Origin of the sequence: Candidatus Tisiphia endosymbiont of Thecophora atra (assembly GCF_964026395.1) — a bacterium.
GTDB lineage: Bacteria > Pseudomonadota > Alphaproteobacteria > Rickettsiales > Rickettsiaceae > Tisiphia.
The window spans coordinates 1,068,774-1,081,079 of record NZ_OZ032145.1 but is presented as its reverse complement, the minus strand read 5'-3'; the positions used below and the strand labels follow the sequence as shown (position 1 = coordinate 1,081,079).

The 12,306-nt window shown below is 32.0% G+C and carries 16 protein-coding genes; 13 read left to right on the top strand and 3 right to left on the bottom strand.

The window, feature by feature from the left end:
• Positions 1-20 precede the first annotated feature (20 nt).
• Positions 21-302, bottom strand: coding sequence for a hypothetical protein (locus tag AAGD45_RS05235; RefSeq protein ID WP_341760911.1), 282 nt, complete (start codon positions 300-302; stop codon positions 21-23).
• Between the two features lie 189 nt (positions 303-491).
• Here AAGD45_RS05235 and istA point away from each other — a divergent pair, with 189 nt between their 5' ends.
• The 7 genes from istA to AAGD45_RS05200 all read left to right on the top strand — a co-directional run bounded on the left by istA (position 492) and on the right by AAGD45_RS05200 (position 6,077).
• On the top strand, positions 492-1,988 hold the full coding sequence (gene istA / locus AAGD45_RS05230; protein WP_341760910.1) for an IS21 family transposase: 1,497 nt from the start codon (positions 492-494) through the stop codon (positions 1,986-1,988).
• On the top strand, positions 1,989-2,480 hold the full coding sequence (locus tag AAGD45_RS05225) for an ATP-binding protein (RefSeq protein WP_341760909.1): 492 nt from the start codon (positions 1,989-1,991) through the stop codon (positions 2,478-2,480). It abuts the gene before it with no gap.
• On the top strand, positions 2,477-2,764 hold the full coding sequence (locus AAGD45_RS05220) for an ATP-binding protein (protein ID WP_341762218.1): 288 nt from the start codon (positions 2,477-2,479) through the stop codon (positions 2,762-2,764). Before AAGD45_RS05225 ends, AAGD45_RS05220 begins: the two co-directional genes overlap by 4 nt.
• A 568-nt stretch (positions 2,765-3,332) precedes the next feature.
• Complete coding sequence (locus AAGD45_RS05215) at positions 3,333-3,656, top strand: transposase (RefSeq protein WP_341760908.1); 324 nt, start codon at positions 3,333-3,335, stop codon at positions 3,654-3,656.
• 45 nt (positions 3,657-3,701) lie between these two features.
• A complete protein-coding gene (locus AAGD45_RS05210) occupies positions 3,702-3,920 on the top strand; it encodes a transposase (protein WP_341760907.1) in 219 nt (72 codons plus the stop codon).
• 39 nt (positions 3,921-3,959) lie between these two features.
• Entirely contained in the window at positions 3,960-5,009 is a 1,050-nt protein-coding gene (locus AAGD45_RS05205) for an IS110 family transposase (RefSeq protein ID WP_341760906.1), read from the top strand.
• Between the two features lie 246 nt (positions 5,010-5,255).
• Positions 5,256-6,077, top strand: a complete 822-nt coding sequence (locus tag AAGD45_RS05200; protein WP_341760905.1) for an IS256 family transposase — start codon at positions 5,256-5,258, stop codon at positions 6,075-6,077.
• Between the two features lie 156 nt (positions 6,078-6,233).
• On the opposite strand, the gene AAGD45_RS05195 is transcribed toward AAGD45_RS05200, so the two are convergent.
• The gene (locus AAGD45_RS05195) at positions 6,234-6,542 is read right to left on the bottom strand and encodes a hypothetical protein (RefSeq protein ID WP_341760904.1); all 309 of its coding nucleotides are present in this window, start codon (positions 6,540-6,542) and stop codon (positions 6,234-6,236) included.
• Between the two features lie 155 nt (positions 6,543-6,697).
• Here AAGD45_RS05195 and AAGD45_RS05190 point away from each other — a divergent pair, with 155 nt between their 5' ends.
• The 5 genes from AAGD45_RS05190 to AAGD45_RS05170 all read left to right on the top strand — a co-directional run bounded on the left by AAGD45_RS05190 (position 6,698) and on the right by AAGD45_RS05170 (position 11,454).
• Positions 6,698-7,240, top strand: coding sequence for a biotin transporter BioY (locus AAGD45_RS05190; RefSeq protein WP_341760903.1), 543 nt, complete (start codon positions 6,698-6,700; stop codon positions 7,238-7,240).
• Positions 7,241-7,291: 51 nt separating this feature from the next.
• Positions 7,292-7,966, top strand: coding sequence for an energy-coupling factor ABC transporter ATP-binding protein (locus AAGD45_RS05185; RefSeq protein ID WP_341760902.1), 675 nt, complete (start codon positions 7,292-7,294; stop codon positions 7,964-7,966).
• Positions 7,963-8,556 (top strand): energy-coupling factor transporter transmembrane protein EcfT, encoded by a 594-nt coding sequence (locus tag AAGD45_RS05180; protein WP_341760901.1) that lies wholly within the window; start codon positions 7,963-7,965, stop codon positions 8,554-8,556. The genes AAGD45_RS05185 and AAGD45_RS05180 overlap by 4 nt, the downstream gene beginning before the upstream one ends.
• 21 nt (positions 8,557-8,577) lie before the next feature.
• Positions 8,578-9,363 (top strand): BPL-N domain-containing protein, encoded by a 786-nt coding sequence (locus tag AAGD45_RS05175; protein WP_341760900.1) that lies wholly within the window; start codon positions 8,578-8,580, stop codon positions 9,361-9,363.
• Positions 9,364-9,783: 420 nt separating this feature from the next.
• Complete coding sequence (locus AAGD45_RS05170) at positions 9,784-11,454, top strand: IS1634 family transposase (RefSeq protein WP_341760830.1); 1,671 nt, start codon at positions 9,784-9,786, stop codon at positions 11,452-11,454.
• On the opposite strand, the gene AAGD45_RS05165 is transcribed toward AAGD45_RS05170, so the two are convergent.
• Positions 11,446-11,715: a hypothetical protein gene (locus AAGD45_RS05165; RefSeq protein ID WP_341760899.1), complete on the bottom strand. Its 270-nt coding sequence runs from the start codon at positions 11,713-11,715 to the stop codon at positions 11,446-11,448. The genes AAGD45_RS05170 and AAGD45_RS05165 overlap by 9 nt on opposite strands.
• A 125-nt stretch (positions 11,716-11,840) precedes the next feature.
• Between AAGD45_RS05165 and AAGD45_RS05160 the strand changes: the two genes are divergently transcribed.
• Entirely contained in the window at positions 11,841-12,266 is a 426-nt protein-coding gene (locus tag AAGD45_RS05160; RefSeq protein ID WP_341760898.1) for a helix-turn-helix transcriptional regulator, read from the top strand.
• The last annotated feature ends 40 nt before the right edge of the window (positions 12,267-12,306 follow it).

The window sequence follows — 12,306 nt, the reverse complement described above, 5'->3', positions numbered from 1 at the left end:
TATTCATTTTTGCCCCAAATTTACTTTTTTTGTATGCGTTGTTGTAATATCCAATTAATAAACCTTTTCTCTAGTTCTTTTTTGGGTTCGGGTTTCGAGTAATTAAACACTTCTAACATAATATTGACTAGATCCACTTCAGTAACTTCTAACTTAAGATTTTTTATCTCTTCTATTACAGTCTTAAGTATTTTTTCCATCAATTCAAAATCATCATTATTTAAATAATTTTTTGTTTCAATAAAGGGATTATATAAATCTTTAACGGTTACACCTAGTACATCGGCTACCGTTTGTAACAACTCTGCTGAAGGTTTTTTAGATATCCCCTTTAGAATATTGTATATATTATTTTGTAAATTGTAATGAACTATTGACCCATTTAGAGCAAGAATTGTAATAAGAATTGACCCACCTAAAAAGAAATATTAGCTCCTACATAAATTAATAATTTGTTAATAATGTGTAGGAGTTTTTAGGGAGTGTTTATCGTGGAATCAATTTCAAAGATACGTAAAATGTATCATGTTGATGGCAAGGCAATTAGAGCAATTGCCAAAGAGCTTAATATATCAAAAAATACCGTTAAGAAAGTTATACGCAGTGATGCAACCAAATTTGAATTAGCCAAATATAGCAAAGCTAAGCCAGTTTTGGGTGGATATCTTGCGATGTTAAACCAGCTATTAGCAGAGAATATCAAAGAACCAGTCAGACGTAGGATGACTGGCAAGAAGCTATACGAACAGTTGAAGATATCAGGTTATCAGGATAGTTATGAATCTGTAAATCTAATAGTTAGAAGATTCCGAAGAGATCATGAAGCAAAAGGTAAGCAAGTTTTTATTCCACTAAATTTTGAGCTAGGAGGAGCGTTTCAGTTTGATTGGGGAGAGGAAGAAATATGTTTAAATGGGGATGTTACTAGAGTTAAAGCAGCGAGAATAAAGCTATGCTATAGTCGTTATTCTTTGGTAGTGGTTTATCCTAATGAGCAGCTGGAAATGGTTATGGATGCCCATGATCAAGCTTTCAAGTTTTTTGCTGGTTGTTGTAAGAATGGTATTTATGACAATATGAAGACGGCTGTCAAAAAAATATTGATTGGCAAGGATCGTATCTTTAACGAGAAGTTTATCCAAATGGCCTCTCACCATTTATTTGAGCCACTTGCCTGTACTCCAGCATCGGGATGGGAGAAAGGACAGGTTGAGAAACAAGTAGGAGACACTAGACGTAACTTTTTTACTCCAATATTGAAAGGAGATAGTTATGAAGCTATTAACATTCAGCTAAGAGAGATGTCTATAGAGTGGGCTAAAACTAAAAGACATCCTGAATTTACAGAAAAAACGATTCTAGAAATATATGAGGAAGAGAAGGCATATTTAATAGGATATAGAGGGCAGTTTAGGGGTTATAGATTACATCCAACGACCGTATCACCTTTGAGTTTAATACAATACGACACCAATATGTATAGTGTTCCGTGTGAATATGTGGGACTTAGTGTACAGATTAAATCCTATGCTTGGCAGATAGTAATTTTACATGAAAGCAAGATTATTGCAGAGCATGTTCGTAGTTTTAAACGCTATCAGAAGATTTATAATCCATGGCACTATATAGCAGTCCTAGAACGTAAACCCGGTGCTTTACGTAATGGTAAACCGTTCAAAGAGTTAATGAGTTTGTTACCTGAGATATTTGGCAAACTACGAAATAAGTTAGAGAGTTACAAAGATGGTGATAAACAATTTATAGATATCCTACTACTTGTTAATAAGTATGGATTAGAAAAGGTAACAAATGCTTGTAACCTAACAATTGCTGCTGGCGGCTGTAGCTCTAAATTAGTTGAGCAATATTTGTTGCAACCAGCAATGAAACTAGATATCCAAGAGAGTGAGTTTATTCAGCTAAAAAATCCTCCTGATGCTGATTGTAGTATCTATAGCAAGTTGCATTTAACAACGGAGGTAAATTAAATGAAAGACTTAATATTGTTATTAGATAAATTAGGTTTAGTTGGTATGAAGATGCAGTTATCTGAGTCAAGTAATTTAACAAATGATGTCCCTACTACTAGTGTGTATGATGTGTTAAAGAAACTTCTTGAAGCAGAGTGTGAATATAAAAAGTCACGTTCTCTGCATTATAGGTTGCAGTTAGCTAAGTTTCCAACCATAAAGTTACTATCAGATACATGCCAAGCTAAATTGGTTGAGAATATTGATATACAAAAAGTGATTGATAATCATCAAAATATCATGCTCATAGGTGGTTCTGGTTCTGCAAAAACTCATCTAGCAATTGGTTTGGCGTTCACTGCCATTGAAAAAAGTTACAGGGTAAGATTTTATACTTTAAATGAATTAGCTAGCCAATTGCTCAATACTAGAATCCATAATTATGAAAGCAAATTCATCGATTCAGTTAAGAGCAGCAAACAAAATGCTACGTATTATGTAAAAACATAAACAAACTATTAGAACAGTTTGTTAGAAGATTTCATCTGATTGTAGTAGATGAATTAGGCTATGTACCCATAAAAGCCGAGGTTAGATTCCTGTTATTTGAGCTATTTGCTAAATTATATGAGCAGACTTCAGTGATCATTACTACCCATTTGAGATTTGAAGAATGGGGTGATATGTTTGGTAATGCTAAGGCAACAAAAGTAATTATCGATAGATTAACACATCATTGTCAAATCATAGAAACTGGTAATAAAAGTTTTAGAGGAGGGAAAGATGTAAATTAGTAAAAAGCAATATTGTAATAAAAAAATTATCAACTGAGTATAGTTAAATATTATCTGAATCTGAATTTTAATAATGGTTAAAATCTGATCAAAAAACTATATTTCATTTTATTTTTTAGTATGGTTTGGTGGGTCAATAGTTCGTTACAATAGTGGGTCAATAGTTCATTACAATTTACAACTGTAGCCATTAGCTTCGAACTATAACAATAAATTTACCCAATATAAAATAATAATTTTTAGTTACTATCTCTGCTTTGCCGCTATTCTATTGAATTGCATAAAAAAAGACCTAGTGCTATAGTTGTATTTTAGCCTTAGTTTTATAGTGATATAAACGAGCTAGGAGACTGTCTGCAATAACTAATTAATTATATTTTGAGCTATTTTAGGCGAGAATAAACAGGATTTTTGATAGGATGTGTACTTACCTAATTTACTTGCCTTAGCAAATTTCAAATAAAAAATCTAAAATAATTAGCCCCTAAGAGTCTGTCATAATGATTGTGTAAGTTGCAAGAAGTAGTAAAACAAGATTACTAAAAAACACTTACATGAGGTTGTTAATATGAATAAGAAAACAAAAACAATAAATCAATCTGTAGAAAAAGTAGTGTCAGAACTCTTGTCACAAAGCAATCCATCAGAAATTTTTGGCAAAGATGGGATATTCCAAGAGTTAAAAAAACAACTAGTTAATAAGATTCTAGAAAAAGAGATGGAATCTTATATTGGATATGAGAAGCATTCCAAGGATGAGAAAGAATCTGAAAACAGACGCAATGGTAGTTATGAAAAGACTATAATAGATGAAGATGGTCGGAATGTAGATGTTCCAAGAGATAGAGAAGGAGAATTTGAACCCCTATTAATTCCTAAGGGAGTTCGATAATTTAAAGGGTTTGATGAGAAGGTAATATCTCTGTATGCAAGAGGTATGACCACAAGGGAGATACAAGGACATTTAGAGGAGATATATTCTACCAAAGTATCTGCAGAGTTAATATCTAAAGTAACTGACGGAGTTTTGGAGGATATTATAAATTGGCAGAATCGTCCCCTTGATAGTATATATCCGATAATATATCTTGACTGCATATATAATGGTATGGACCTACCCTATATACAGAATGAGAAGCGTATGCTAATCTTCTAGGATAGGAAATGAATCCTAAACAATAATAAGGAGATCCATATGGAAGTTACCACAATTGGTATAGATATTGCAAAAAGAATTTTTCAAATTCACGGTGTAGATAAAAATGGCAAGACAGTATTGAAGAAAAAATTAACGAGAGAGCAGATTTTAACTTTTATGGCTAACGTACCAAAATGTCTAGTAGGCATGGAAGCTTGCGGTGGAGCTAGCTATTGGGCAAGAGAATTAACAAAATTAGGTCATAAAGTAAAATTAATGGCCCCGCAGTTTGTTAAACCTTATGTTAAAACTAATAAAAATGATCAAGCTGATGCAGAAGCAATATGTGAGGCAGTAGCAAGACCTAATATGAGGTTTGTACCTATCAAAACTGTAGAGCAACAAGAAATTTTATTTATTCATAGAGTAAGGCAACGATTGGTAAAAAACCGTACTGCTCTTGCTAATGAGATCAGGGGATTATTACATGAATTTGGTTTTGTTATTCCGCAAGGAATCAATAAGATTATGACAAAATTAACTGAGATTTTAGATGCAGGGGCTTTAAGCCAGCTAAGCTATCAAACGTTTAGTGAGTTAAAAGAAGAATTTGTAGAAAATGATAAAAAAATAAAAGAGCTAGAACAACGATTAAAAATCATAGCTAGCCAGTATAGTAATCACCAACAACTAATGACGATACCAGGTATAGGTTTAATAACTGCCACAGCCTTAATAGCCTCAATAGGGAATGCTAGTTGTTTTGAAAATGGTAGGCAATTATCAGCATGGCTGGGATTAGTGCCAAGGCAACATTCTAGTGGTGGTAAAGATAAGTTGCTTGGTATTAGTAAAAGAGGTGATATTTATTTACGTACTTTGTTAATTCAAGGAGCAAGAGCCGTTCTGAATAGCAAGATAAGATTTACCACGGAAGAACAAAAATCTAAAAAAGATTATAGCAAGTTTACTGAGTGGATGTTTAATTTATCTGAGAGAAACAGTCATAATAAAACAGTTGTCGCGGTAGCTAATAAGCTAGCAAGGGTGGTATTTGCATTACTCAGTTCAGGTAATGATTATACCGAGAGTAAAGTTTGTAGTTAAAAAAACTGCTCCAAATAATTGATGAAATGACATTATAGGTAATAAAAGTTTAACAAATTCCAATCCGGAATATGCGAAGAATGATAATATTGATGGTAAATAAGACGAACCTTAGCTTACGAAAAAACTGAATTTAGCAATGGCTCTTTAGAAGTCGAATATATGATAAGTATAAGTTTGTAAGCCAGCGAATTCCATCAGGGCTATAGGGTAAATTGCTTGATTTATTGTCTATAAGCCGGATACATGACTGCATTCGATTTTTTTGCTGTTATATATTATTTTTTTCTTGCATTGTTGGGTAGGTTCATACATGTTAAAGGAAGAGACAACCACACTATAATAAATAAAGCAGTTTATATAGCTATAGGTGTTAATATGGAAGGTAAGAAAGAGTTACTTGGTATTTGGATTGGCAAGAATGAAGGTTCTAAATTTTGGATGCAAGTGGTAACTGAGCTAAAGAATAGGGGAATTGAAAAGATATATGTTGCTTGTGTAGATGGTCTAAAAGGCTTTCCTGAAGCTATAAATAGTGTTTTTCCTAAAACTATTGTACAATTATGTATCGTGCATATGGTTAGGAATTCTACCAAGTACGTGTCATATAAAGATTTAAAATCGGTAACAGCTGATTTAAAGAAAATTTATACAGCAATAAACGAGGCGGAAGGGATTAGAGAACTACAAAACTTTAGTAAAAAATGGGACGAAAAATATCCAGTAATTTCTGACATGTGGCAACGTCTTTGGTCAGGTATAGCCCCGCTTTTTAGCTTTCCTGAAGGGATTAGAAAGGCAATATATACTACTAATACTATTGAATCAGCCAATCGGCAAATCAGGAAAATTATAAAAAATAAAGGGGTATTTCCAGATGATAAATCAATTCAGAAAATAATATTTTTGGCATTGACAAACGCTCAAAAAAAGTGGACAATGCCAATTAAAGATTGGTCAGTTGCCTTGAATCAATTTGCCATACTTTGTGGTACTGATGACCAAAAATGGGCAAATGTCGATCAAAGATGGACTAACTCTGACATCATACTTACACAATCTTTCTGATAGACCCCTAATGATTGGATTTTGAGCGGTGTCGTGAATGGATACCAAGTTTAAGGAAGCACACGTTTCGTCACGGTTAAAGAAGTTTATAAACACTCCCTTCTTACTTTTCAAATACTTTTTCTTACGTCGAACTAAGGTTATACTAATTATCTTTCAATATAGGATTAATAATCCAGTTCCAACTAGTGATAGACTTAATAATTTGAGGACTTGCTTCCTACCACCTCTTTTAGTTTCTTTTAATACTGATTCTCCGAGTTTGTAATAAGCTGTATGAATTTGCCTAACTCGACTAATACTCAAACCGGTAATTTCAGAAATCTGCTTAGGTAAATATGAAAACTTGGCACGTAAATAAATACATTGAATCTTACCAAATGCTATTATATCTGGGGCTGATTTCAACAAAAATTCCATCCGACAAACTGTTTCTGATGGATAAACATATTGATAACCTGACATTAGCTTTTTTATTCTATAACTTAAATTATACCTTTTTCATTCTATATTGAAAGATCATTAGTATTATTTAATAATTAAAAAACTTGATCATTAAATGAAAATGATATATTTGATTTATAAAGTTACTTGCTAAATGAAATTGAAGATATAAATTAATGAATACTAAGGATATAGTTTGTATAGCTCTTTTTGCTGCAATTACGGCTGCATTAGGTATCATACCTGGTATCGTAATTTCTGTTATTGGTGTTCCTATAAGTGTACAATCTCTAGGAGCTATGCTTTCTGGCAGTATTTTAGGAGCTAAAAGAGGTGCTTTATCTCAAATTCTTTTTCTAGGAATAGTATCACTTGGTCTTCCAGTTCTTGCTGGTGGGCATGGAGGCTTAGGATCAATTTTAGGACCTAGTGGTGGATTTCTTTTAGGATGGCCGATTGCAGCGTTTGTTATTGGTTTTTTATTTAAAAAAAATTGGTCTAATTTAACTAATATTAGTGCTTTTATATATATAATAATTGGAGGCATACTAATTATGTATATTATAGGTATTTTATGGCTTAATATAATTATTAATATTTCTATAAATCAAGCTCTTATTGGAAGTATGATATTCATCCCAGGAGATATTATTAAAGCAATTATTGCTACTACTATAGCAATGGTAGTAAAACGTTCTTACCCTATAATACAAGATTAAGTTTTTATTTTATAATTTTAATATTAGTGAAAGTAAAGCTGTAAAGTCTATATGATAAAAATTGAAAATGTTAGTTACAGTGTTAATAATTATGACATTTTATCAAATATCAGTTTAACACTAGGTGAAAGAAAAATTGGTATAGTCGGAGCAAACGGTAGTGGAAAAAGTACATTTGCAAGACTTCTTAATGGCATTAAACTACCTACTACTGGACTTGTAACAATTGATGGTTTAGATACACGTAAATTTGGTAAAGAAATAAGACGGAAAGTTGGATTTGTATTTCAGAATCCAGACAATCAAATTGTTTTTCCAATAGTTGAAGAAGACCTTGCTTTTGGTTTAAAAAATCTTGGTTACAATAAAGATAAGATTGAGCAAAGTATAAATTCAATCTTATCCTTATATAATATACATAATTTGCGTAAATCTCCATCTCATCTTCTTAGTGGCGGACAAAAACAATTATTAGCTATTGCCGGGGTATTAGTGATGAAACCTGATTACATAGTATTTGATGAGCCTACGACGCTTTTAGATTTAAGAAATAAAAAAAATATTTTCCAAGTAATAGAAAATTTAAAGCAAGTTGTTATTATGATTTCTCACGACCTTGAATTATTATCAAATTTTGATCGTGTAATTGTTTTTGAGCAAGGGCAAATAGTTGGAGATGATCATCCTTCTATTACTATACCTTTATATAAAAATATGATGATATGAATTTAGATACTTATTATCAATATAACTCTCCTATCCATCGCTTATCCCCAAGGATTGGGCTATATTCTTTAGTCGTTTTTTCAAGCGGATTATTTTTAGTATCTAATTTATTGTTGCTTAGTATAAGCTTATTTTTTACATTTTTTTTATATTTTATAGCTAAAATACCACTACAAAAATTATTTATTCAATTACGCCCGATTACTATTATATTATTAATTATTTTGCTTGTTCATATATTTACCAGTAATTGGATAGTAGGAGTACAAGTCATCATTCGATTCGCAACATTATTACTTTTCGCTTCATTAATAACACTTACAACACGTATATCTGAAATGATTGATAGCCTTAATGAAATTTTAATTTTATTATCTTATGTTGGGATTAATCATAAGAAAATAAGTCTATCCCTATCTCTTGCCATACGATTTATTCCTGTGATTGTTAGTATCTTTCAGGAAATAAGTGTAGCTCAGCGTACCCGTGGTTTAGAACGTAATTTTATTGCAACTATAATTCCTACAATTATAAAAATTCTAAAAACGGCAGAAAATATTGCTGAAGCTATTGAATCACGTTCTTGGTAATTAACTAATTATATTTATAGAATGAAGAAGAATATCATATATTTATATAATGATTTAGGAGTGTCTATCGAATCTATTAAGCACACCATGTATACACTAAAGCAAATTGTTTTACCCAACTATAAAATACATTTCATTAGTGCTTCAGAAATTATAGAAAACAAATGGTCAAATCAAGCAGCTCTATTAATAATGCCCGGAGGGAGGGATTTATATTATACTAAACAACTTAATGGCAAAGGAAATAAAGCTATAAAGAATTATGTAGAAAATGGGGGTAATTATTTAGGTATTTGTGCAGGGGCTTATTACGGTTCAGGATTCGTAGAATTTGATAAAGATGGTTCTTTAGAAATCCTAGGAGAAAGAGAATTAGCATTTTTTCCCAACAAAACTATAGGTCCTGTTCTTGCAAAATATAATTATGAAAATAATAGTGGTGTACGTGCAGCATTAATTAAGTTAGCTATAGACGATAATTCTTTATCTAAAAAAATTATGATTTATTATAATGGAGGCCCTTATTTTGTAGATACTCAATTATATAAAAATATAAATACTCTTGCTTACTATCAATTTATAGACCAGTCAGTTTTACCAGCAGTTTTAAAAATCAAATATAATAAGGGAAATGTAATTTTATCTGCCGTACACTTTGAGTATTCTTCAAAGTTATTAAATATGAATGATAAATTTCATGCTCAAATTGTATCTGAATTAGAGCAAAGTGAATTTGATAGAATTAAATTCGCTGGTGTTATTTTTAAATATTTAGGGCTTAGTACACGACATAAGGTTCATTTGTAAATCGTGGTTTAGCAAAAGTCGTAAAACCTCAGATTTTGGACATTATTGCCATGAGCATAACAAAATTCTCAAAAGTAAAAAAATTATTATTAGCTCCAGTAATTTGTCTTTTTTGAATTATATGAATATTTTCTATACCAGTGATAGTATACTGCTTGTAAATGAAAAGTTGATAGATGATAGAATCAAAATCATGATAGTAGCAGGCATTACCAAATCGAGGTGCTAGGCGTACATATAGTCATATGCTCCTGACTTCCGCAGATTTTTTGATATTAGTTGTTATAAGTGGCATTAGTAAGGAGGTGAAGTGGTACTCTCGTTCTGTTGTGCCTAGTAGATATTTTATTATTGACTTTAACTGCGATGTTGTTTATTATTTAATTAATTGAATATAGCCCCATATTTTATAGCCCTAATATGTACATACGTCGTAAAAAAACTCCTAATAGTCCAAGGCAATCTATTCAAATAGTGGAAGGTTATCGTGATAGTAAAGGTAACGTCAAACAGCGTATAGTACGTCATTTAGGAGTCTTCATAGATGAAGTAGAAGAAGCTAAATTAGTTGCCCTAGCACAAGATTTGATTGCCAAGATTAAAGCTGAGAGAGAAGCTGCAATTGGGCAGAGGAATTTGTTTACTGATGATACTAACGAGGTTAAAAGAGGTCGTCCAACTAACAAGTTGTTAAAAGATATTCTACCTGTTAACGAAGTAAAACTAAATGAGGTTGTAGAAGTCAAGCGAGTTGTTGAAGGAGTGCATCAAATAGGGGGGCATGTTTATGATCAAATGCATTTTAACCAGTTACTAGCAAGGAAACGTGACGCTGGGATGCTGAAGGATTTAGTGTTAGCCCGTATGGTAAGACCAAATAGTAAAAAAGGGATAGTTGAGTATTTAAGCGATCAATTTGACAGGCATCATGATCTAGATGCTACTTATCGGATGATGGACAAATTACATGAGCAAATACCTAAAATTAAAGAATTATGCTTTAAAAACACCCTAACCCTGATTCCTAATAAAGAGATTAGCCTAGTATTTTTTGATGTCACTACACTATACTTTGAATCAGTAGAAATAGATGAGCTAAGAGCCTTTGGCTATAGTAAAGATCATCGCTTTAATACTACCCAACTAGTTCTTGCCCTAGCAACTAATGAGGATGGATTACCACTTGGCTATGAGCTGTTTAGTGGTAATACCGCAGAAGTTAGCACCTTAATTAAATCAATTAACAGCTGGCAAGCGTATCTTAAAGTTAAAGATGTCTGTTTTATTGCTGATCGTGCAATGTTTAGTAAAGCTAACTTGCAAGCTCTCGATGAAGGTGGTTATCGTTATATTGTGGCAGCAAAGCTTAAAACACTCAAGAAAGAAAAGAAAGAAGAAATATTATCAGAGGAAAACTATAAGCCTACTGTTATAGGCAATGATCTTACTTGGATTGCCGATCTAGAGCATGATGGTAAACGTCTAATTACCAGTTATAAATCTAAAAGGGCTATTAATGATGCACAGGAGCGACAAAAAATTTTAGATAAAATTAATAAGACTATTGGTGAGTCTGGTAGTACTAAAAAACTTATATCTAATAGTGGAGTAAAAAAATATACTTCTAGTGAAAATGGCAAGAGCTATATTGACGCAGAGAAGATAGAGCAGGATGCGTTGTGGGATGGCATACATGGGGTAATCACCAATGACCAAACTATAACTCCACATGAAGCAATAGCAAAATATGCTAGATTATGGGTAATTGAAGAGCAATTTAGAATCAATAAACATAATTTACAAATGCGTCCAATTTTTCACTGGACTAAACAAAGGATAGAAGCACACATAGCTGTGTGTTATATGAGTTTTGCAGTGCTTAAAACTATAGAATACAAGGTTGCTCTGACCCAAAAGATCAGTGTAACTAACATCGTTGAATTATTAATATCAGTACAGGCTTCAATCTTAAGACATACAAAGACTGGTGATCTTTATAGACTACCAAGTGCAATAAAAAACGAAGCTAGAAAAATCTATAAAACCTTTAACATCAAGCGTTCAGACCATGCTGAAATATATTTAAAATAACAAAATAATGTTGTGCCTAAATTTTAAAAATCCTAGCACTATGAGCCTTCTAAGCTTATGCCTTATTAAAAAATGCGGAAGTCGGGTGGCAATCAAATCTTGTGCTAGGGCAACTAATTTAGCTTCTTCTACTTCATCTACGAAGACTCCTAAATGACGTACTATACGCTGTTTGACGTTACCTTTACTATCACGATAACCTTCCACTATTTGAATAGATTGCCTTGGACTATTAGGAGTTTTTTTACGACGTATGTACATATTAGGGCTATAAAATATGGGGCTATATTCAATTAATTAAATAATAAACAACATCGCAGTTAAAGTCAATAATAAAATATCTACTAGGCACAACAAAACGAGAGTACCACTTCACCTCCTTACTAATGCCACTTATAACAACTAATATCAAAAAATCTGCGGAAGTCAGGAAGAACATCAGTCCTACTGATATAGAAAAGAAAACTGGATTAAGCAGAAATACAATATATGGAATAGTAGCAGGTAATTCTAAAAATCCTACGGCTCATAATCTACAATTAATAGCAAAAGGGTTAGATGTATCATTAGAATCAATACTTATTGATGAAAAAGCAATACCACTTGAGTTACTAAGTCATGCTCAAATAAACGTCTTTTTTGAAGCAACTGAAGTGACAATTAAAACTATACTTGAAAAAAATATAAACTTTTCACTTACAAACCTTATAAATTTAATAAAAGAAGTATATCACTACTCTCTAAAAAAACAACCTGAGCCTATTAATAAATCATTTGTTGATTGGTTAATAGATAAACACTACGAACCATAAATATTCTATTACAGATGCTTGCGTTATTATACAAAGCTAA

Coding starts and splice junctions, on each gene's coding strand:
- AAGD45_RS05215 (WP_341760908.1), top strand. CDS start 3,333: ATGAATAAGAAAACAAAAACAATAAATCAATCTGTAGAAAAAGTAGTG.
- AAGD45_RS05180 (WP_341760901.1), top strand. CDS start 7,963: ATGAATTTAGATACTTATTATCAATATAACTCTCCTATCCATCGCTTA.
- AAGD45_RS05160 (WP_341760898.1), top strand. CDS start 11,841: ATGCCACTTATAACAACTAATATCAAAAAATCTGCGGAAGTCAGGAAG.
- AAGD45_RS05195 (WP_341760904.1), bottom strand. CDS start 6,542: ATGTCAGGTTATCAATATGTTTATCCATCAGAAACAGTTTGTCGGATG.
- AAGD45_RS05200 (WP_341760905.1), top strand. CDS start 5,256: ATGACTGCATTCGATTTTTTTGCTGTTATATATTATTTTTTTCTTGCA.
- AAGD45_RS05185 (WP_341760902.1), top strand. CDS start 7,292: ATGATAAAAATTGAAAATGTTAGTTACAGTGTTAATAATTATGACATT.
- AAGD45_RS05190 (WP_341760903.1), top strand. CDS start 6,698: ATGAATACTAAGGATATAGTTTGTATAGCTCTTTTTGCTGCAATTACG.
- AAGD45_RS05225 (WP_341760909.1), top strand. CDS start 1,989: ATGAAAGACTTAATATTGTTATTAGATAAATTAGGTTTAGTTGGTATG.
- AAGD45_RS05175 (WP_341760900.1), top strand. CDS start 8,578: ATGAAGAAGAATATCATATATTTATATAATGATTTAGGAGTGTCTATC.
- AAGD45_RS05205 (WP_341760906.1), top strand. CDS start 3,960: ATGGAAGTTACCACAATTGGTATAGATATTGCAAAAAGAATTTTTCAA.
- AAGD45_RS05170 (WP_341760830.1), top strand. CDS start 9,784: ATGTACATACGTCGTAAAAAAACTCCTAATAGTCCAAGGCAATCTATT.
- AAGD45_RS05165 (WP_341760899.1), bottom strand. CDS start 11,715: ATGTACATACGTCGTAAAAAAACTCCTAATAGTCCAAGGCAATCTATT.
- AAGD45_RS05210 (WP_341760907.1), top strand. CDS start 3,702: ATGACCACAAGGGAGATACAAGGACATTTAGAGGAGATATATTCTACC.